We start from the raw sequence: 20,432 nt of genomic DNA, 5'->3' as shown, positions 1-20,432 counted from the left end.
CTATCAGGATTGAAAATAGAATATATATCAGTAAATCCACAACAAAAAACTTAAAATCAATTATGTTAAAGATCTCGTAGCGTTTCAGGATTATTCAAAAAACAAGACCGATTTAACGGCATCCGGTTTAGCGGCTCGCATTAAGCTAAATGCCAGGCTGGAAGAACCGGTAAACAGGGACGATGTTAAGGTGGAATAATGGCTGCAAGGCGATTTTGTTGCGATTGCTTTTACGGCATGCTCCAATGTTGCGTCTATATGATGATGATTACAGCAATGATGTTTTACTTCCAGCATGGCGTCAATTACGCCGGCCGTACCGCAGCACAAACCGGAGGAAACATCTTCCAGTACGTCTGTTTTTTCGGCCTGTATGGAATCGGAGATCATTGCGTTGCTTTCAAAGGGGATGCCCAGTGCCTGGGCAATCGATAATCGGGATAAAATAGCTCCGGAGCGGCCGTTGCACCAGCTCCAGTTGGTTTTCTTGTCGTGGTCTAAATGAAGGAAACGCGCATCGTCCCAGCCTTTTTCTTTTTCATTCCAGAAGTTATCATCAAACTGCATGGCTTTTAAAACAATTTGTGCAGCGGCATCATCGCCTCTCAATGCTGCCCATCTGGCTAAAGCCATTGCTATTCCGGAATTTCCGTGGCTTACGTGTGGAAGCGGTTTGCCGTTTGGAACCTGCCAGTAAGCCTCTTCACTGTTGCTAATGACGTTTCTTTTTAAGGTGATCGCAATGTCGTCTATTATTGCCAGTAAGCGTGCATTCGGATTTACTTTGTATAGCGACAATAAGGACAGCAGTAACCCGGCGCGGCCATATAAAACCTCATTCAGCACCTCTTTTTCGTTGATTTCAGGAGCATATTGTGTGGCAATGGTAGTCGCGGTGTTTAAAAGCTGATCGCTGTCTGCCGACTGGGCAATTCTTGTCATCGAGTAGAGGAGGCCGCCGAGTCCTCTGGCGATTCCGGCACCCCGATGGACGGCAACAGGTTTTTCGCCGTTTAGCAAAGGATCAAAAACATTTACTGCCAGTTGCTGCCATTCCCGCTGACCGCCGAGACGCCCGGCTTCGGCTAAAACTAAAGCCGTTCCGGCAGCTCCCTCATAGAGCGATTCCCGGTCAATATGTGCCATGGTTGCAGCAAAACCGGGGGCATAACTGGTGTATACCCAGTGTGGCGCTTTGTTTTTGGAAATAGCAGCATCATAAAGCGAAGCGGCTATTTCAAGGCCATGCTGCAATAAATCCCCGGATTGAAATGTAGTGGGTTTGTTGGCAATAACATTCTTTTCCCGTTGCAGCAATCGTTCCTTTATACTGGTAACCTGCAGCATTTTGTCGAAACTGTCCATAGCCTGCCATCGGCTTTTGGCACAGTCTAACGGAGTGGACAACAATGCCGATGCTTTGTATTGCAGTACATTGGAAGGCAGTTCAAAAAGAGGGATATCTCCGCCCAATATACTGTTCAGTTCGGTTTCCAGCAAGCCGTCTATAGTGTCCATTCTTTGACAGGATGTAATTTCCAGGTCGGTTTTTATGAGCTCTTTACGGGCTTCATAGTCGTTTAAAACCTCCGGACTCAGGGAACGGGATAATATGTTGGTATAATCCATTGTTGGTCGTGCCAGCATCCGGATTTTAGCGGTTTCGAAATTTTTTAAAAAGCCGTCATCAGAAAGAAAATCGTCTTTGTACTGTTCCAGATACTCATAGGTAGCGGTAAAGCCATTGATGATTTCGTCAAGATAATCTTTTGGTAGCTGAACAGTGCCGTTTAAATAAGGCAGGTTCGGAAAAGAGGAGGCTTTTACTTTGATAGGTCTTATTTGCAGGTCGTCGCTGTCTTTTGCGCAGGGAAGCATATCGTAAAAAGACTCCAGGCCGTAAGGAACCAAAGCTCCGATTTCATGCTCTGCCTGAATGTCTTCATTTTCTTCATTTTTTAACGGTGATTTCATGACCAAAGGAAGGATTCCCAATTCTAAAACGGATTCCTTTACGTCTAAACCTTCGAGCGACAGGTTTCGTTCGAATTTTAGCCGGTCTTCACCGCTTTGGGAAATGCCGAGGCGTGCCCGGAATAAAGGCTCGGCATCAATAACAACCGGATGAGCACCGGAAACGATGATGTTTTCATGATGCAGATCGCAGGTGCCGATCACGTGTGCGATAGCCAGGATGGCGCCGTACCGTTCGTAACACAATTGTATCTCATCGGTATGGGAGCAATCTTCGGAGCCGATGAACTCCATAAAGCCGTAACCATCGCCTTTGATGATTTTAGGAACAAGCACTGCTTTTTTCATCCGGGTATTCAGGACCTCGTTTACAATGGCATTCCAGCCTTCTTCTCCGTCAAGAGAACGGGGTTTGTATACTATTTTTCGATCGCCAAAAGACAAAATAGCGGCGGTTTGACCATTATTGTGTGCGTCGGATATTCCGAATTTTGCCGATTTAAGATTTCCTAATGCTGTTGTTGTGATGCCCATCAGCCGGGCGATTTCTTCATGATGCAGTGCAATGCGTTCCAGCATTATGCGGGTATTTTCCAGCCAGTTTTTCTTTGTCAGGGCGACTAAGCGGCCTAATTCGGGATACGGTCCTTCTGTTGAAAGTAATTTCAGGGTTTCTTCCCAGTTAATATAAGCATCCAGAATGGTTCTGGAACTCCCTGTTGCCGCTTTTCCGGGGGTTGCTTTTCTGGGTCTCCATAAAGGGTTTAGCGCCAGGTGAAAGCTGGAAAAACGCTGCAGGATGGTAAGATTGGTAAGCCGCGCCAGGTGCTGCTCGTAGCATAGGATAAAGTCGGGTAAGGCACTTTTAAATAACGCTGTAGAAATGCTTGTGGTGGCAACCAGTTCTTTTTCGGCAGTTTCCAGTAATTCCTGGAATAATTCCGGTACTATGGGAGATCGGGCCAGTACACCGGCTTCTTCCATGTCAATACAGGTTTCTTTTGGTACAAATTTTTCTGTAACAAGCATACTATAGGATTTTAAAAGTGAGTAAAGGGAAAGCGAATAAATGAGGTTGTTTTCACAATGGAAAACAACCTCATTTGAATACAATATAGATATTACGGAAAAGAAAATCTTTTCCGTGTTTTAGCTCAGGTATAATTAACAATGCGATGCCGTTAATTATGCACAAGTAAGAGAAGCTAAAGAACCTGCACAAATCGGAGAAGTTGGTGTACATGTAGTACATTCCCATGTAGAGGCATTGGATGCTTTTTGTAAAGGTGCTTTAGACAGATCGCTTCCTACAAACGGCAATAAAGCAAAAGTGTGACTCTTATCGGTATCTTCAACAACATTTAGCGATACTCCAGCCGGAACGTCTATTCCTCTTTCTTTAAAAACAACTTCCGGCTCGCTTAATAAGCGTTTTCTTAATTGTCCGTTAGTTGCACTTTCGATTTTTAGTTTGTCTAATTCGGACAAAGCAATAGTTTTGGGCCAATTCATAATTGTTATTTTTTAATTGTTTTTACCTACTCTTATTAGCTTTTCGGTTTCCGCTTGTCAAAAAAATGAAGCTTCGGAATGACACTACTAAGTAAGGATTAAAAAAGCGGTTAAAAAAGGGTGATATTACGGGTTTTAAAAACTAAGTAATTTTACCTTATATTGTTGTTAATCAGTATTTTGTTTGGTTGTTTTTTGTGGACTAACAGAGTGTAATGAAAGGCTACTGCAAAAGGGAATAGCCCCGGATTCAGGAGGTTTTTAGGGCAGCTGCGGTTAATTTGGTCGGAAGCTGATTTTTTGAAATTTACGGACTTTGGAATAAGTGATTGTCCTGTTGCATGTGTTATTTCGACCCCTATAAAAGTGTGATGGTCGAAAAAAATAAGATTTTCACTTGTTTTTTTAAAAAAAACATTGTTTTGTTAAGAAAACTTGCTACATTCGTGTCCGATAGGTTAATTATGGCTTAATGTAAAAATATGAATAAGTTGGTGCTTGTGACTTAAGGTTAACATTAACTTATGAAAGATTTTGTATTCACATTAAGAATATTTTTTACTTTTACCAAATGAAAGACAGTGCATTAAAGATAGGAGTCGTTTCCTGTTTCGTTTTAAATACATTCACAATAATGGGAGCACCTGTACCGCCACCGCCGGCACAAGGAGCGCCGCCGCCGCCGGGAGCACCGATTGACGGAAGTGTGTATTTTCTGTTAGGCATTGGATTGATTTATGCATTCTATTACTTTAAAAATATAGCTATAAAAAAAGCGTCCCGTTAATCAGGACGCTTTTTTTTATTTTCGCAGCTCGTGTAGTCGGCTGACATATTTGCCGATTACATCAAATTCCAGATTGATTTTTGAGCCAACCTTGAAATCCTTGAAATTAGTGTGTGCCAGTGTGTACGGTATGATCGCCACGCTGAATTCATTTTCTTTTGAATTGACAACCGTAAGGCTTACACCATTAACAGTGATGGAACCTTTTTCGATGGTGATATTATTCTGCTTTGAATCGTATTCGAAAGTAAAATAATGACTTCCGTTAGCATCTTCAATGCTTTTGCAGATACCGGTCTGGTCCACATGTCCCTGAACGATATGCCCGTCAAGACGATCACCCAGTTTCATGCCGCGCTCTAAATTGATCGTATCGCCAATGTGCCACTCGCCTAAATTGGTCTTTTCAATAGTCTCTTTAATTGCGGTAACGGTATAGGTGTCTTCATTAATGGCAACAACGGTCAGGCAGACACCATTGTGGGAAACACTCTGGTCAATTTTTAACGCGCCGGTTATAGAAGATTTTACGGTAACGTGTATATTATCGTTTTCTTTTTGAATGTCCTGAACGGTGCCAAGAGTTTCAATAATTCCTGTAAACATAACTGATTTATTTTGCTAAATTTGCATATCCAAAAATAGCAATAAATAACTAGTGGACATGGTGAAAAAAGCAGAAAATATAATTGTAGGAATTTCTATTGGAGATTTAAACGGAATTGGGAGTGAGGTTGTATTGAAAACTTTTGAAGATACACGCATGTTGGAGTTATGCACGCCGGTGATTTTTGCAAATGTGAAAATACTCTCCTTTATCAAGAAAACCTTGCGGTTGAATTCGAATCTTCAGGGGATTGATAAATTAGAACAGGTAGTACCCGGAAAAATAAATGTACTGAATGTCTGGAGAGAAGGCGTTAATCTTGAATTTGGAGTGAATGACGAAACGGTAGGGAAATATGCTATTAAATCGTTTACAGCGGCAACTGCGGCGTTAAAAGGCGGTTTGATCGATGTACTGGTGACCGCTCCTATTAATAAGTATAATATTCAATCGGAAGAATTTCATTTTCCGGGACATACGGATTATCTGGATCAGGAACTGGAAGGCGATGCGCTTATGCTGATGGTTCAGGATAATTTAAGAGTAGGGTTGTTTACGGACCACATTCCGGTAAATGAAATATCCAGTCACCTGACGGAAGCCCTTATCCGGAAAAAAATCGAAACCGTACATAAATGCCTTATTGAAGATTTTGGGATCACAAAGCCGAAAATAGCCGTTTTGGGATTAAATCCGCATTGTGGTGATAACGGCGTGATTGGTAAAGAAGATGATGAGGTGGTAAAACCGGCATTGAAAAAATTGTTTGATGAAGGTATCCTGGTTTTCGGGCCTTTTTCGGCAGACAGCTTTTTTGGACTGAGTCAATATGAAAAATATGATGCGGTTATCGCTAACTATCACGACCAGGGATTGGTGCCTTTTAAAACGCTATCTTTCGGAAACGGAGTGAATTATACGGCTGGACTGAATAAAATAAGAACCTCGCCCGATCACGGAACGGCCTATGAAATTGCCGGAAAAGGAGAGGCGGATTATAACTCGTTTAAAGAAGCCGTTTATCTGGCACTGGATGTGTATCACAATAGAAATGAACACAAAGAGCTGGTTAAAAACCCTTTAAAAACAAAACAAAAGCAGTTATAAACAAAAAAATGTTTACAACTCGTTTGGATTTACAATAATTTTATATCTTTGCACGCTCAAAACTGTTGTTATGAACAATGATAAAGAATTTTTAATCCCGTTTGTAGGATTGAAGCAAGGTAAGCATCAGTTTGAATATCAGATAGATAAAAAGTTCTTTGAGAACTTTGATTTTGATGAATACAACGATGTCAATATCAAAGTAGATGTGGTTTTGGATAAGAAAAGCACGATGCTTGAACTCAGTTTTAAACACAAAGGCACTGTAAACGTTCCTTGTGATTTGACAAGTGAGGAATTTGATTTGCCAATAAAAGGTAAGATGAATTTGATTGTAAAATTCGGTGATACCTATAATGATGAGAACGATGAGTTGCTAGTGTTGCCTCATGGCGAATTTCAGGTCAACATCATGCAGTACATTTATGAACTAATTGTACTTTCCGTACCGTCAAAAAGAATTCATCCCGGAATAAAGGATGGAACATTAAAGTCGGAAGCAATTGAAAAATTGAATGAACTGGCTCCAAAAGAACAAAACAAAGAAGAAGAAAATATTGATCCCCGATGGGATAAATTAAAACAACTATTAACGGATAAATAATATAGTAAGATGGCACATCCTAAGAGAAAAACCTCGAAAACAAGAAGAGATAAGAGAAGAACGCATTATAAAGCGTCTGTTCCTCAAATTGCTACATGTCCTGTAACAGGAGAGGCACATTTATATCACAGAGCTTACTGGCATGAAGGTAAAATGTACTACAGAGGTCAAGTTGTAATTGATAAGCAAGAAGCTGTTGCTTAATCAAAGAAAATAATAGAGAAAACTCTCACTATGTGGGAGTTTTTTTTGTTAAAAACCCTTTGAAACGAATTAAGTAGCAATAAAAGAGGTTGGGTTTCGGATTTTTTTTGTAATTTCCACCACTTTTTTTAGCTAAAATTTCAAAAAGAAAAAGTAACCCTTATGACTAAAATTACAGCAGCCATTACAGCAGTTGGATCCTACGTTCCGGACTATGTTTTATCGAACAAGGTACTGGAAACTATGGTGGATACGAACGATGAATGGATTACCACTCGTACGGGAATTAAAGAAAGACGTATTCTCAAAGAAGAAGGGCAAGGCACTTCTTTTCTGGCAATAAAAGCAGCCCAAAATCTGATTGAAAAATCTGGAATTGATCCTAAAGACATTGATTTAGTATTACTGGCTACAGCAACACCGGATATGCCGGTGGCTTCTACAGCCGTATATACCGCAACACAAATTGGAGCGACAAATGCATTTGCCTACGACTTACAGGCAGCATGTTCCAGTTTTCTATATGGTTTATCGACAGCTTCCGCTTATATTGAATCCGGAAGATATAAAAAAGTATTATTAATAGGAGCCGATAAAATGTCTTCTATTATTGATTATACCGACAGAGCTACCTGCATCATTTTTGGTGACGGTGCCGGAGCGGTACTTTTTGAACCCAATACGGAAGGACTTGGTTTTCAGGATGAATTTTTAAGAAGTGACGGTGTAGGAAGAGAATTTTTGAAAATCGAAGCAGGAGGATCTATCCTGCCACCTTCGGAAGAAACCGTAAAAAACAAACAACACTTTGTACACCAGGATGGAAAAACCGTTTTCAAATATGCGGTTTCAGGAATGGCAGATGTAAGTGAGAAAATAATGGAACGTAACAATCTTTCCAAAGAAGATGTTAACTGGTTGGTTGCTCATCAGGCTAATAAAAGAATAATTGATGCGACGGCAAGCCGAATGGAACTCGACGAATCTAAAGTGTTGGTAAACATTCAGAAGTATGGCAATACCACTTCTGCAACGTTGCCATTACTACTTTCCGATTTTGAGAACTCTTTCAAAAAAGGAGATAATATAATTTTTGCTGCATTTGGTGGTGGCTTCACTTGGGGAGCGATCTACTTAAAATGGGCTTATAACAAACAATAAACTAACTAAATCAAAATTCCGAACAAGATGGATATTAGAGAAATTCAAAACCTAATCAAATTTGTAGCGAAGTCTGGTGCTACCGAAGTAAAATTAGAGATGGATGATTTTAAGATCACCATTAAAACTACAGAGGCAGGAGCAGCTGAAACAACATATGTTCAACATGTTCCAATGCAGGCTGCAGCACCTCAGGTTGCTGTACCGCAAGCTGTAGCTCCGGCAACACCTGTTGCTGTAACTGAAGCTCCGGCAGCTGATGAAAATGCAAAATACATTACTATTAAATCGCCTATCATCGGTACCCTATACAGAAAACCATCTCCGGATAAAGCACCATTCGTTGAAGTAGGAAGTACAATCAATAAAGGAGACGTAGTTTGTGTGATTGAAGCAATGAAATTGTTTAACGAAATTGAATCGGAAATTTCCGGTAAAATCGTTAAAGTATTAGTGGACGACGCTTCTCCAGTTGAATTCGATCAACCGTTATTCTTAGTAGACCCATCATAAGAAATTTTAAATGCTAAATTTTGAATGATGGTTTTTTTATGCCTCATTTAGAATGATTTAAAATTTAGAATCCAAATTTAAAGTTTCAAGAGATGTTTAAAAAAATATTAATTGCAAACAGGGGAGAAATTGCACTTCGTGTTATTAGAACCTGTAGAGAAATGGGAATAAAAACGGTTGCGGTTTATTCTACAGCTGACGCGGAAAGCTTACACGTTAAGTTTGCTGATGAAGCAGTATGTATAGGACCACCACCAAGTAATTTATCCTATTTGAAAATGTCAAATATCATTGCTGCTGCAGAAATTACAAATGCAGATGCGATTCATCCGGGTTACGGTTTCCTTTCTGAAAACGCTAAGTTTTCAAAAATTTGTGAGGAACACGGCATTAAATTCATCGGAGCTTCTGCAGAAATGATTGACAAAATGGGTGATAAGGCTACAGCCAAAGCAACCATGAAAGAAGCTGGTGTTCCAACTATTCCAGGTTCTGAAGGATTATTAGAATCGTTCGAACAAACTAAAAAACTGGCTAAAGAATTTGGTTACCCGGTAATGTTAAAAGCTACTGCCGGTGGTGGTGGTAAAGGGATGCGTGCTGTGTGGAAAGAAGAAGATCTTCTGAAAGCATGGGAAAGCGCCCGTCAGGAAGCTGGTGCTGCCTTCGGAAACGATGGTATGTACATGGAAAAACTGATCGAAGAGCCTCGCCATATTGAAATCCAGATTGTTGGAGATTCTTATGGAAAAGCCTGTCACCTTTCTGAAAGAGACTGCTCGGTTCAACGTCGTCACCAAAAATTAACGGAAGAAACACCTTCGCCATTCATGACCGATGAATTACGTGAAAAAATGGGTGAAGCAGCCGTTAAAGCAGCCGAATATATTAAATATGAAGGTGCCGGTACAGTAGAGTTCCTTGTTGACAAACACAGAAACTTCTACTTTATGGAAATGAATACCCGTATTCAGGTAGAGCACCCTATTACAGAACAGGTAATTGATTATGACTTAATCCGCGAGCAGATTTTAGTAGCTGCGGGTGTGCCGATTTCCGGTAAAAACTATTTACCGCAATTGCACTCTATCGAATGTCGTATCAATGCGGAAGATCCTTATAACGATTTCCGTCCGTCACCTGGAAAAATCACGACTTTACATTCTCCTGGAGGACACGGAGTGCGTTTGGATACTCACGTTTATGCAGGATATACCATTCCGCCAAATTATGATTCAATGATTGCCAAGTTAATTACAACGGCGCAAACCAGAGAAGAAGCGATCAATAAAATGAAACGTGCTTTGGATGAATTCGTAATCGAAGGAATTAAAACTACCATTCCGTTCCACAGACAATTAATGGATGAGCCGGATTATGTAGCGGGTAACTATACTACAAAATTCATGGAGAGTTTTGTAATGAAAGATCCAACAGAATAAAAACAACTTGTTGTTATAAAAAAGCCTCACAAATTTGTGAGGCTTTTTGTTTTAACGGTTAAAAGGCGTTTCATTTATCCAGTGAAATCCCCTGTTTGTAAGCAGGAAATCTTCTTTTGTTTTTAGCTTTAACTCTATTTTGACCGTATCTTTTGTGTTCAGTATTAAGCCGTCTTTGGTTTTCGTATACTGAAAGCTCACTTCTTTGGGCGTTACGGTGCTGTCCTTTTCAATAGAAAACAATTGGATGGTATGCGCAATACTGTCAATCTTTGAATTGAATTTTTGCTCTTCATTATTGGTATAGCGAATCTGTGCACCGTTATAGGTTTCAAAAACGAAACTCACATAAGGTACCGGTTTGTCGGAGGTCTTCACTTCATAGAACCCGAATAATTCCGGATTGTCTTCTTCCTGATTTGACATTTTTATATACGAAAGGGTATAGGCGGTAAAAATACCGGCAAACAATAATAATTTAAACCCCGTTTTTACCATTTCCAGGAGCTTCTCTGTTCGTTTGTCTTTAAGGTTATAAGGAGCTTCGTATGCTGCAGTTGGTTTGTTCTGTATAAAAAACGTAAGCAGCCGCTTGCGGTCATTCAATAAGAGGATCAGGGCAGCAAGCAGCATGTGCATCGAATTTAACTTTACCGGAATATCATAGCAGAAATTCATCATCACAATATTCGAAATAACTCCGGTAAGGATAACAGCGCCCAGTGTGACGGTTTTCCGGTGCAGTAACAGCAACCCTCCGATTATTTCTGCAAGGCCGGTAAAAGCCGTGTAATAGGGAGAATACTGCATAAAGGTCCAGGCAAGACCCATTGGTGACGATTCGCCATAAGGTTGCGCCAGCCTGAAATAATGAACAGGAGGAAATTGAAAAGGAAACACCTTGCTGAATCCGTAAACAAGCATATAAAAAGCAAGGTAAACCCGAAGCAATACCAGGAAAAAATAGGCCAGTGCTTTATAGATATTCTTGTCTTTAAGCTGGCTGAGCTGCATGTTTAACGGAAAGGCCAGGATAAAACTCAGGCAAAGATGCCAGAACGTTTCAATGTATTTATAAGTATAATCACCGCTGCCGTAACCTCTTGCCTCAAAAGTATAACCGATATGAAAAAGGTTTTTAGCCGACCAGAAAACGATTGGGTTTAAGACCAATGCAAACAGGAAGCTGAAAAGATGAAAAATGAAATAAATAAGCAAAAAACACAGGAAATATTTTTTTATCCGCATATACTAAAGTTTTGTATAAATATAACTGCATTTTTTTAGAATTAGTATTAAAGAAAAATCCCGGAGCATGCCCCGGGATTTTTCTTGATTGATGATGATAGTATTTATACTTTTAATTTTTTTGCGATAGCCGCCGGTAAAGCCGATTTGTGAACCATGAAGTCTGTAGTTTTGTATTTCACAAAATCTTTGCTCATATACAAATACCCTTTATAGTCATTGCTAACACCCCATGAATTTTTCACGATATAGTATTCTTTACCGTTCTGGTCTTTAGCGATTCCAACGATGTGCATACCGTGGTCGTCTGTAGTTGTATAATTGTCAAAAGCTTTCTGACGCAATTCCTCGGTAATTTTCATTTCCGGTTTTGGACCGTTAAACATGTCTGCTTTTTCTTCTGCTGTCATGTCTGCAAAGTTTTTCTCCGGTACAAAGGCAACACCATTTTTCCAGCTGAATCCTTTTTCGCTCACGTCACCAGCCCATGCAACAGTGTATCCTTTTTTAACAGCGTTGTCAATGATCTCTGTTAATTCGTCCATTTTAACATTGTAAACCTGGTCAAAAGCCCAGTTGTCCGGTACTAACAAAGTGAATTTAGTATAATAAGGATATTCCTGTAAAGAAGAGATTTCTACATAATCGTCAGGATTAATACCTACAACTTCTTTAGCGAAAGATTGCGGAGTGTATTTTTTTCCTTTGTAATCAAAAGAAGCCGGAACCTGTCCTAAATAAGAATCTACAACAGAAGTATATGCTTTTTCCCAGTTTGGTGTTAATTCTCCGTTAGGATTCTTTACAACCGCCTGTAATACGCCTTCCATGATAGCGCTCATTTCTGAGAATTTATTTTTGTCAGTTCCGTAGTTTAACCCGGTATAAACACTTTGCGGAACAGCACCATATTTTCGGTACATGTTCATAACATCGTGAAAAGCACCACCATCACCTAAAGTAACGGCACCATGCATACGAACATACATTTTTCCCTTTTCTACATACGCATTACGCGCAGAGAAAATCTGGGATAATTCAACCGGCTGTTTTCCCATTCGGATCATTTCTGATTCGATAAAAGAGTTAGCCGAATAACTCCAGCAAGTACCGGATGAACCCTGGTTCTTGATAGAAGTGTTCTCAAGATTAATTACGTCTGTAAATTTAAACGATTCTTTACTGTTTGAACTCGCGTTATTCTTTAAAGCATTTACTAAGTTGTCCTGTGCGAATCCGGAACTTAAACCCATCAGTAAGGCAGAAGCCAATACAACCGGTTTAATTGAAAAATTGTACATAATTTAATTTTTTTGATTTCTCTAATTGGAGTCCGAAATTATAATCTTGTTACACGGGAAACTAAAATTTAACAGTTATTTATGCTTTTGTTCACTTTTGTGAAAAGTATTTTCTTTCATTTAATACAACTGATAAAACGATAAAGTGATAACGCGATGCACAAGTTGCTTTTGATAATGCAATGATTTATTGAGGTAGTGCAAGAAAAAATGATAACAATGCACAACAATTTTTAGCAATGCAAGGAATGATTGTTTTTGTGCAGCTGAAAGTTATGATGATGCATAACAATATCTAAATCATGTAAGTATTGATTAAGGGAATGCAGTGGTTTGTGAAAGAGAAGTGATGTTTTAGGTCAGGGATGCTTCCTTAAAAATATCCGGAAAACAAACTACCGGTAGTATCAGGAATACTACCGGTAGTTGTAACGCTTTAAGAACTATATTTTGAATCCTTTAATGAGCCGGTATTCTGACTTTTGGGTTCCGTATTGCGCTTTAACGCTGTCCTTGATGCCCTGTGCGGTGGCAGACAGTTCTGCATGGGCAGTAATGCGGTTCCTGTTTGCCTGACGTAGTTCGGTATAAACAGCCATCAGCAGGTTATTCGCTTCGGTAGCCTCAGCCAGTAGGTTTTTTAAGGCGGTAATGGACAAATTACTGTTGGAAGGCGCATAAGCCGCTCCGAAATTTTCAAGATTAACAATCAAATCAGAGAAGAACTGTGCCTGCGAACCAAACGATCGGTAAGACAGGCTGACGTTGTTTTCAATACTGCTCCTGTCAACATTGTAGGTTTTATTGGTTCCCCTGATTTTTGCAATGATGCTGTTAATGTCATGTGCCTGTTTGGACGTTTTTCCAAAACTGGCCCGGATGGTAGCTCTGATAGGGGAAAGTAGTTTGCGGATGGCATTTTCGCCGCTTGTAAAAAGCTGCTTTCGGTTTTCGACCGCCAGCGAATAGTTTTGCCTTTTTTCGGCAACCATACGATTCTTTTCTTTTACAATCAGCAGCAACGCGCTGAATGCAGCAAAACCCTGGCCGGGCTTTTGTGGCTGATAGTTGTCAAAATACTGTAAGGCGGTTACTAACTTTTCGGCATTAGCCGCCCGGGCTCCAAAGCCTGATTCGGAAGATGATTTCATGGTGTATAGATTAAATATTGATATTCCGGCTTTTACGTTCTTCGTTTATAGTCTTTTAAATCAGGAAAAGACGGTTTGTGTCCTTCCTGTGTTATTTGCGAGGGGCGCTGATAATGATATACAACCATGCTGTCCGTTTAACAGTGGATAAACGGATTGAAAAAGGGAGCGGTTGTGTTGGTTGGGGGAGCGTTGCTGTGATCCGGTAATACCGGATGATCAGCGCGATAAATATAGGAATAATTTTGAATTAACTATTCCGGAAAGTACTGTGTGCTTAGCTTTTTAAAAACGGAATATTTTGAAAGCCAATGCGGAGTACTGTACTCCGCATTGGCTATAGGCAGGCTGAAAGCCGTTATTTTTTGATGATTTTTTCGATTATGCTTGCTCCCTGCCGGGTTAGCAGTTTTACAAAATAAGTGCCGGAAGCCAGATTTTGCAAAGAAATGCGTTGCTCATTTTGCGCCAGCGTATTGCTGTATAAACGCTGTCCTAAAAGATTGTAAAGTTCATAGCGGAGTATTGTTTCCGGGCTGTCAATATAAACCACATCAGCCGATGGGTTAGGATACAATGTTGCGGATGTTTTTCCAAACGCTTTACTGCTCAGCGGTACGCCGCATTCGGTTGCGGCCAGTTTTGCAAAAAAGAAATCGGTATAACTACCGGTTCCGGCTGTGTTGAGTAATGTCGGGATACTATTCGGATTGTTGGAAAAAAGATTATACCGGAAATAACCGCCCACGGCATAGTTGCCGTCATTATCGGCAGTAACCGCTGTGATAGCGTCGTCAAACCCCGGCATACTCATAATATCGTGCAGGCCGATGACGTTTCCGTTTTGTTTGCTGAACCGGATCAAAACCGGATCTGTCCGGTGTCCCTGCGGCCTGTCAATAGAAAAAGCATCCCAAACCGATGACCGACCATGAGTAGCCAGAGCAACTTCATTGCCATTCAGCGCGACTTCATAGGCAGCGTGTCGCCCCGTTGCCACTAAAGGATCGATATAGGCACTCGGAACTTTGCTCCATTGTACATCGCCGTTGCTGTTCATTTTTAAAATAAAAGGAATGTTGCCGGTAAGATTATTGCTGAGTGTATGCGTGCCGAAAAGCAAGGGCGCATTACCGGTATTAAAGAATTTACCGCCAATATAAATGTCATTATTCGAATCTATTTTAAGATCATAAATACGACTGTCGTCAAATTGCGTATCGGTAGTATTCATTTCTTTGCGCCATCTTTCGGAACCGTTTGCAGCATTTATAGCCAGTACATACGATCGGCCTTCTATAGCGATGTTGTTGTATGCCAGCGGCAGAAAAGTACCGCCACCATTGTTTCGGGTACCGGCTATATAATAGGTGTTCAGGTTTTCATTGTACCTGAAATCGGTATGGTAATCCAGAAAAGTACCGGCTGCCGGTAATACTATAGGACTTCCCTGTAGATTTCCCTGCACGTCAAATTTTACAATATAATACTGGTAGGTAGTGCTAAAGGTATCGGGAACGGTAATGGCGCCATTTAAATGAGTTCCTTTGCTATAGCCTACCATCAGGTGTAGGATGCCGTTGCTGTCAATCGCTACCTGGTAGGCATTGGCATTGCGGTTTTGGCTGTTTACGGCGCCCTGCAAATTTTTACGCCACAATAAGCTGCCGTCAGCAGCATTGTATTTTAATAGAAAACTGGTTTTCCAGGCCTCGCTGATCTGGCTGTTATCAATCGGGGTGTAAGGCAGGCTGTTGTTGTCGCTAAAACGGGGTGGGAATAAATTGGAGCCTTCATAGGCGCTGTTCAGCACATTAACGGCTGTATAAATTCCGCCATGGTTGTCTACTGCCAGTTTATAGGCAGTGTCCTGCTGACTGCCGCCGATTATCCGGCTCCATAAATATTCCCCTTCACAATTCGTTGCGAATATTGCGATGTCATTACCGGCTACCGCACCGTTGTATGTAGTAACAGGCTGGCCGGCAATATGGGTATTGCCCTGTGAAATAGTTGCCAGGTAATAGTAATTGTTGTCGCTATCGGTAATGATGTCAAAAATCTGTTCCGAAGATTGCCAGTAAGCATCCGGGGATTCGTTGAGGCCTCTGGCATTTCCGCCGCCGCTTTTCGCCCATTGCCATTGGTAATTTTGTGAAAAAGCCAGGGTGTTTAACAGCAAACAGCTACAGAGTAGTATTCTTTTCATTCATTTAAAATTTGATTGTTATAAGTGTATAGGCTGAAAATGGAAATGTATATAAAAATGTAAATATTGTGTCATTTTAAAGGAATTAATTCTTTTTTGTTGTGTAAAATAGTGATTTTATTTTTAAACATTGCATAATATGTAATACATTGCATAGCTTTTTTGTTAAAAAAATACAAAGTGTAACCTTAATAACGATCGATTTTGAAAATAAAACTACTCTTATTATTAACGGCAACCTTTGCTGTCAGCGGGTATGCACAATGTGTCACAACGATATTTTCTTCGGATGAAAATTCTTTTGCTTTTCGGCCGGATGGCACGTTATGGACATGGGGGAGAAATCAGTACGGACAATTGGGTGACGGGACAAAACTGGAACGATTAGCACCCATTCAGGTTGTATCGGCTGTTGGCTGGAAAGAAATTGCACCGGCACGTATGCATACTGTCGGGTTAAAACACGATGGTACTTTATGGTCCTGGGGTAATAACGAAGTAGGGCAATTAGGAGCGGGTACTGCTCCGGAAGGGCTGGTTCCCGTTCAGGTGGGAACGGCAACAGACTGGAAAACGATATCCGGAGGAAACCTGCACACATTAGCACTGAAAAATGACGGTACGTTATGGGGCTGGGGCAATAACGGAGCAGGTGAATTGGGGAATTACCAGAATAATACCAATCTTTTTGCACCCACCCAGATAGGAACGGCAAATGACTGGAAGGCAATTTCAGCCTCCTATTTCCGTTCATTTGTCATAAAAAACAACGGTACTTTATGGGGCTGCGGAGGGAATCAGTTCGGTCAGCTTGGAAACGGGAATAATGGCTCTCAGTATGTGCTCACGCAGATAGGAACCGATAATGACTGGTTGAAAATTTCGGCAGCACGAGGAACTCATACGCTGGCATTGAAAACAAACGGAACCTTGTGGGTTTGGGGACAAAACGACCAGCGGCAATTGGGTGACGGAACCACGACTAATAGAAATACGCCTTTTCAGCTGGGTACAGATACCTGGCTGGATATTGCCAACGGTACATTTCATTCGGTTGCTGTAAAATCAGACGGGACCTTATGGCAATGGGGCAATACAATTGCTACCCAGAACGGCCATAATTCCGTTAACTTACCGGTTCCTACTCAGGTTGGAACGGAGAATGACTGGAAAAGTGTTTCGGCCGGTAGCTTTTGCTCGTTTGCGATCAAAAACGATAATTCCCTGTGGGCATGGGGCTATAACGGCAATGGCCGTTTTGGCGACGGAACGACTACGAATCAGCTGCTTCCGAAACTCGTGTTGGGATGTCCGCTGGGAACCGGCGAATTTACGGCTGCGGATCTGAATCTTTATCCGAATCCCGTTAAAGATAAATTGTATTGGGAAAATGCTCCGGCATGGCATCAATATGAAGTATATTCGTTGCTGGGACAGAAAATAAAAGGCGGTGCAATCGCTTCCGGAGAACAGGCAATAGGACTTGACAATCTTTCTTCCGGGTTGTATCTCGTTACGTTTTATACCGAAAACGGACAATCCCAGAAATTTAAAATACTTAAAGATTAAAATCGCCTGTTAAAGAAAAAAGCCCCAAAGTGTTCCTTTGGGGCTTTTTCTTTATAAAAATAATGTTTTGGGACTATTCTTTAGAGTTTTGTGATTTTTGTGAATTGTTTTTTATTGATAGTTTATGAAAAAGTTTGTTTTTCTGTTGTATTATAAAAATTTTAATACATTTGAATTAATATTAATAAATTAAAAATCATTAATTATGAAGCAAAACTATCCCCAGCATTTGTTTTTTACCCCTTTCTTAAAACAGTGCAGCCTGACTGTTTTACTATTTGTTTTTACTGTTGCGGCGAATGCCCAGATTTCCACTTTTCCCTGGATGGAAACATTTGAAGACAGTTCGCCAACCCGCGGCAGCTGGACTCAGATTTATGAAGTGAATAATATGTCATGGACATTTGCTACCTCGCCTTCTACAGGCGGAACAGGAGTGAGTGCTTATGAAGGCGTGAAATTTGCCAATTACCCGGGAACTTCCCATCTTTTTGATAAGACGAAATTAGTGAGCCCGGTATTGAACTTATCCGGTGTGACAAACCCTACGGTAAGTTTCCATTTCAGAAATCCTTATTGGAATCCGGATCAAAACTGGTTGCGAATCTTTTACAGAACTTCTGCAACTTCTGCCTGGGTACAAATTGCTGAGTTCCATTCTAATGTTACTGCCTGGACTTCTTCGGGAGATATTGCACTTCCGGATCCTTCTGCAACATATCAGATCGCTGTTGAGGTAGAAACCGATTATGGTTATTCGACTACAGTAGATGCTTTGGTGGTGAATGGTGTTCTTGCAACCAGCGAATTCGAAAAAGCAGCGGTCGTTAAATATTATCCGAATCCGGCAGAAAATGTATTGCATTTTTCCAGCCATGAAACGGTTTCAGACGTAGCGGTGTTTAACCTTTTAGGTCAAAAAGTGCTTGAAACGAAAGTGAATGCTAATGAAGGACAAATCGACATTTCCGGTTTGGCCAGCGGTAACTACGTTGTTCAGGCAAATACCGGAGCCGGTAAAGAAACGTTCAAGATGGTTAAAAAATAGTTGAATACAACCTTAAAAAGAAATCCCTCAGGAATTACCTGAGGGATTTTTTATTTTATAATGTTTCTTTTAACCATTTAAAGAATTCACGCTGCCACACCAAAGCATTTTGAGGTTTTGTAACCCAATGATTTTCTTCCGGGAAATACATAAAACGGCTCTTAATACCTTTTAGCTGTGCTGCCTGGAAGGCTTCCTGTCCTTGTCCGATCGGCACACGGTAATCTTTTCCTCCCTGGATAATCATGATTGGAGTATTCCAGTTGTTTACCAGTTTTATAGGGTTAAACTGGTTGTAAGCCTTTTGTGCAACTACATTGTTTTCCTGCCAGTAAGGTCCGCCATGATCCCAGTTGTTGAAGAATACTTCTTCGGTGGTACCATACATGCTTTCCAGGTTGTACACACCACAGTGTGAGATGAATGTTTTAAAACGGTTTTTGTGAATACCGGCAAGGTAGAATACCGAATATCCTCCGTAGCTCGCGCCAACAGCTCCCAAACGGGTTTTGTCTACATAAGGCTCTTTTGCCATGTCGTCAATAGCCGAAAGATAATCGTCCATTACCTGTCCGCCCCAGTCTTTACTGATCTGTTCATTCCACTGCACCCCATGGCCCGGCATACCGCGACGGTTAGGCGCTACAATGATATAACCCTGTGAAGCCATCAGGGAGAAATTCCAACGGAAAGAATAGCTTTGTGTTAAAGCCGATTGCGGTCCGCCCTGACAATATAATAACGTAGGGTATTTTTTAGTCTTGTCGAAGTTTGGCGGTAAAATCACCCATACCAGCATTTTTTTACCGTCTGTTGTGGTTACATACCGTCTTTCGGTTTTACCTAAAGTCAGTTTGCCATAAAGATCGTTGTTAACAGTGGTTAACTGTTTCCATGTTTTTTTCTTTAAATCATAAGCATAAATTTCCGGTGCATGATTCATGTCGGTTCTCGTAACAATAGCATTGTTTCCGGAAACACCAATAAGTTCGCTAACATCGAAATCACCATTTGTAATTTGCGTCACGCGAACAGCGATTTTAGTCAGTCCCGGGAAGTTTACTTCAAAAAGTTGTTTGGTTCCGTCAACAGCGGCAATGAAATATACCTTTTTACCATCGGCACTCCATTTAAAGCTGTCCACAGTTCCGTCCCAGGCTGCGGTTAAATTGATATCTTTTTCTTTGTGACGTACGATAATGTCATTTTTATCGGCCTCATAGCCGTCGCGCTTCATTTGCAGCCACGTTAAGTCACCATTTGGTGAAAGCATCGGATGCGTATCGTATCCCATGTTTTCATCGGTAAGGTTTCTTGTTTTTTTAGTGTTGATATCGTATTCGTACAGATCAGTATTGGTGCTGATCGCATAGTTGGTTCCGTATTGTTTTTTGGAAACATAAATGATTTTAGATCCGTCATGTGACCAGATATAATCTTCATCACCACCGAAAGGTTTTTGAGGTGAATCATACGGTTCGTCTTTCATGATGTCGATCGCTTTTGCCTTATCGGCATTTTCAGCATAAAAAACGTGGTTGTGTGTTCCGTCATTCCAGGTATCCCAATGGCGGTAATCCAGTTCGTTATAAATTTGGGCTTCCGATTTTTTTAGTTCCGGATAAAAATCTTTTCCTAATACCCGGGATACTTTTACTTCTTTGTGTGACAGGATGTACTTGCCATCCGGCGACAGGTTTTTGTCGGCAACCAGGTCTTTTACATCCGGAACTTCTGTTGCAACACCGCCATTAACAGGAATGGTGTAGTATTTAGCGTTGGATTTGTTCTCTTCAATAGAAGGAGTTGCCACTTTATAAACAATATTCTTCCCGTCTTTAGAAATCCCGATAGGGGAAAGTCTGCCTAATTTCCAGAGTAAATCCGGTGTTAAGGTCTCTTGTGCTGCGGCTGTTAGTCCCATCATACCAAGGGTTAAAATAAGGAGTTTTTTCATTGGGTATTTATTTTTTTAAAAAGAAACCTTAAAAGTAA

General features: G+C 40.8%; 17 protein-coding genes. 9 read left to right on the top strand and 8 right to left on the bottom strand.

From position 1 onward, the window contains the following. Positions 1 to 90: 90 nt before the first annotated feature. Both BGO42_RS12315 and BGO42_RS12310 read right to left on the bottom strand, forming a co-directional pair. The gene (locus BGO42_RS12315; protein WP_273244352.1) at positions 91 to 3,003 is read right to left on the bottom strand and encodes a type 2 lanthipeptide synthetase LanM family protein; all 2,913 of its coding nucleotides are present in this window, start codon (positions 3,001 to 3,003) and stop codon (positions 91 to 93) included. A 156-nt stretch (positions 3,004 to 3,159) separates the two neighbouring features. Further along, a complete protein-coding gene (locus tag BGO42_RS12310; RefSeq protein WP_177730477.1) occupies positions 3,160 to 3,486 on the bottom strand; it encodes a hypothetical protein in 327 nt (108 codons plus the stop codon). Between the two features lie 571 nt (positions 3,487 to 4,057). On the opposite strand from BGO42_RS12310, the gene BGO42_RS17965 reads away from it, so the two are divergent. Further along, on the top strand, positions 4,058 to 4,273 hold the full coding sequence (locus BGO42_RS17965) for an Fjoh_0651 family PID-CTERM protein (protein WP_502686366.1): 216 nt from the start codon (positions 4,058 to 4,060) through the stop codon (positions 4,271 to 4,273). Positions 4,274 to 4,288: 15 nt separating this feature from the next. Here the strand turns inward: BGO42_RS17965 and BGO42_RS12300 are convergent, their stop codons facing one another. Further along, positions 4,289 to 4,879, bottom strand: coding sequence for a riboflavin synthase (locus BGO42_RS12300; RefSeq protein ID WP_273244354.1), 591 nt, complete (start codon positions 4,877 to 4,879; stop codon positions 4,289 to 4,291). Positions 4,880 to 4,937: 58 nt separating this feature from the next. On the opposite strand from BGO42_RS12300, the gene pdxA reads away from it, so the two are divergent. The 6 genes from pdxA (at position 4,938) to accC (ending at position 9,911) form a co-directional block, all read left to right on the top strand. Next, positions 4,938 to 5,987 (top strand): 4-hydroxythreonine-4-phosphate dehydrogenase PdxA, encoded by a 1,050-nt coding sequence (gene pdxA / locus BGO42_RS12295; RefSeq protein ID WP_273244356.1) that lies wholly within the window; start codon positions 4,938 to 4,940, stop codon positions 5,985 to 5,987. Between the two features lie 70 nt (positions 5,988 to 6,057). Beyond that, entirely contained in the window at positions 6,058 to 6,591 is a 534-nt protein-coding gene (locus tag BGO42_RS12290; RefSeq protein WP_177730450.1) for a YceD family protein, read from the top strand. 9 nt (positions 6,592 to 6,600) lie between these two features. After that, positions 6,601 to 6,795 carry a 50S ribosomal protein L32 gene (rpmF, locus tag BGO42_RS12285; RefSeq protein WP_082482157.1) on the top strand — a complete coding sequence of 65 codons (195 nt, stop codon included), beginning with the start codon at positions 6,601 to 6,603 and terminating at the stop codon, positions 6,793 to 6,795. A 162-nt stretch (positions 6,796 to 6,957) separates the two neighbouring features. Then, positions 6,958 to 7,956 carry a beta-ketoacyl-ACP synthase III gene (locus tag BGO42_RS12280; RefSeq protein WP_177730448.1) on the top strand — a complete coding sequence of 333 codons (999 nt, stop codon included), beginning with the start codon at positions 6,958 to 6,960 and terminating at the stop codon, positions 7,954 to 7,956. Between the two features lie 27 nt (positions 7,957 to 7,983). Continuing rightward, entirely contained in the window at positions 7,984 to 8,469 is a 486-nt protein-coding gene (gene accB, locus BGO42_RS12275) for an acetyl-CoA carboxylase biotin carboxyl carrier protein (protein WP_177730446.1), read from the top strand. Between the two features lie 92 nt (positions 8,470 to 8,561). Further along, positions 8,562 to 9,911 (top strand): acetyl-CoA carboxylase biotin carboxylase subunit, encoded by a 1,350-nt coding sequence (gene accC / locus BGO42_RS12270; RefSeq protein WP_177730444.1) that lies wholly within the window; start codon positions 8,562 to 8,564, stop codon positions 9,909 to 9,911. Positions 9,912 to 9,962: 51 nt separating this feature from the next. On the opposite strand, the gene BGO42_RS12265 is transcribed toward accC, so the two are convergent. From BGO42_RS12265 to BGO42_RS12250, 4 genes are all read right to left on the bottom strand, one after another. Then, positions 9,963 to 11,159, bottom strand: coding sequence for a DoxX family protein (locus BGO42_RS12265; RefSeq protein ID WP_273244360.1), 1,197 nt, complete (start codon positions 11,157 to 11,159; stop codon positions 9,963 to 9,965). A gap of 104 nt (positions 11,160 to 11,263) precedes the next feature. Beyond that, positions 11,264 to 12,460, bottom strand: coding sequence for a C1 family peptidase (locus BGO42_RS12260; protein ID WP_177730440.1), 1,197 nt, complete (start codon positions 12,458 to 12,460; stop codon positions 11,264 to 11,266). Between the two features lie 443 nt (positions 12,461 to 12,903). Further along, positions 12,904 to 13,611, bottom strand: a complete 708-nt coding sequence (locus BGO42_RS12255; protein ID WP_273244361.1) for a hypothetical protein — start codon at positions 13,609 to 13,611, stop codon at positions 12,904 to 12,906. Between the two features lie 358 nt (positions 13,612 to 13,969). Continuing rightward, on the bottom strand, positions 13,970 to 15,820 hold the full coding sequence (locus BGO42_RS12250) for a T9SS type A sorting domain-containing protein (protein WP_273244363.1): 1,851 nt from the start codon (positions 15,818 to 15,820) through the stop codon (positions 13,970 to 13,972). Positions 15,821 to 16,024: 204 nt separating this feature from the next. Here BGO42_RS12250 and BGO42_RS12245 point away from each other — a divergent pair, with 204 nt between their 5' ends. Together BGO42_RS12245 and BGO42_RS12240 are read left to right on the top strand one after the other, a co-directional pair. Next, a complete protein-coding gene (locus tag BGO42_RS12245) occupies positions 16,025 to 17,389 on the top strand; it encodes a T9SS type A sorting domain-containing protein (protein ID WP_273244365.1) in 1,365 nt (454 codons plus the stop codon). 205 nt (positions 17,390 to 17,594) lie between these two features. Continuing rightward, entirely contained in the window at positions 17,595 to 18,437 is an 843-nt protein-coding gene (locus tag BGO42_RS12240; RefSeq protein WP_273244367.1) for a T9SS type A sorting domain-containing protein, read from the top strand. A gap of 55 nt (positions 18,438 to 18,492) precedes the next feature. Here BGO42_RS12240 and BGO42_RS12235 read toward each other — a convergent pair whose 3' ends face one another. After that, entirely contained in the window at positions 18,493 to 20,394 is a 1,902-nt protein-coding gene (locus BGO42_RS12235) for a S9 family peptidase (RefSeq protein ID WP_273244369.1), read from the bottom strand. Between the last annotated feature and the right edge of the window lie 38 nt (positions 20,395 to 20,432).

The sequence above is a fragment of the Flavobacterium sp. 40-81 genome (genome assembly GCF_001898245.1).
GTDB classification, from domain to species: Bacteria; Bacteroidota; Bacteroidia; order Flavobacteriales; family Flavobacteriaceae; genus Flavobacterium; species Flavobacterium inviolabile.
The sequence above is the reverse complement of the archived record's forward strand: the minus strand, read 5'-3'. Positions and strand labels throughout refer to the sequence as shown.

Coding starts and splice junctions, on each gene's coding strand:
- BGO42_RS12310 (WP_177730477.1), bottom strand. CDS start 3,486: ATGAATTGGCCCAAAACTATTGCTTTGTCCGAATTAGACAAACTAAAA.
- BGO42_RS12250 (WP_273244363.1), bottom strand. CDS start 15,820: ATGAAAAGAATACTACTCTGTAGCTGTTTGCTGTTAAACACCCTGGCT.
- accC (WP_177730444.1), top strand. CDS start 8,562: ATGTTTAAAAAAATATTAATTGCAAACAGGGGAGAAATTGCACTTCGT.
- pdxA (WP_273244356.1), top strand. CDS start 4,938: ATGGTGAAAAAAGCAGAAAATATAATTGTAGGAATTTCTATTGGAGAT.
- BGO42_RS12255 (WP_273244361.1), bottom strand. CDS start 13,611: ATGAAATCATCTTCCGAATCAGGCTTTGGAGCCCGGGCGGCTAATGCC.
- accB (WP_177730446.1), top strand. CDS start 7,984: ATGGATATTAGAGAAATTCAAAACCTAATCAAATTTGTAGCGAAGTCT.
- BGO42_RS12290 (WP_177730450.1), top strand. CDS start 6,058: ATGAACAATGATAAAGAATTTTTAATCCCGTTTGTAGGATTGAAGCAA.
- BGO42_RS12265 (WP_273244360.1), bottom strand. CDS start 11,159: ATGCGGATAAAAAAATATTTCCTGTGTTTTTTGCTTATTTATTTCATT.
- BGO42_RS12280 (WP_177730448.1), top strand. CDS start 6,958: ATGACTAAAATTACAGCAGCCATTACAGCAGTTGGATCCTACGTTCCG.
- rpmF (WP_082482157.1), top strand. CDS start 6,601: ATGGCACATCCTAAGAGAAAAACCTCGAAAACAAGAAGAGATAAGAGA.
- BGO42_RS12315 (WP_273244352.1), bottom strand. CDS start 3,003: ATGCTTGTTACAGAAAAATTTGTACCAAAAGAAACCTGTATTGACATG.
- BGO42_RS12260 (WP_177730440.1), bottom strand. CDS start 12,460: ATGTACAATTTTTCAATTAAACCGGTTGTATTGGCTTCTGCCTTACTG.
- BGO42_RS12300 (WP_273244354.1), bottom strand. CDS start 4,879: ATGTTTACAGGAATTATTGAAACTCTTGGCACCGTTCAGGACATTCAA.
- BGO42_RS12240 (WP_273244367.1), top strand. CDS start 17,595: ATGAAGCAAAACTATCCCCAGCATTTGTTTTTTACCCCTTTCTTAAAA.
- BGO42_RS12235 (WP_273244369.1), bottom strand. CDS start 20,394: ATGAAAAAACTCCTTATTTTAACCCTTGGTATGATGGGACTAACAGCC.
- BGO42_RS17965 (WP_502686366.1), top strand. CDS start 4,058: ATGAAAGACAGTGCATTAAAGATAGGAGTCGTTTCCTGTTTCGTTTTA.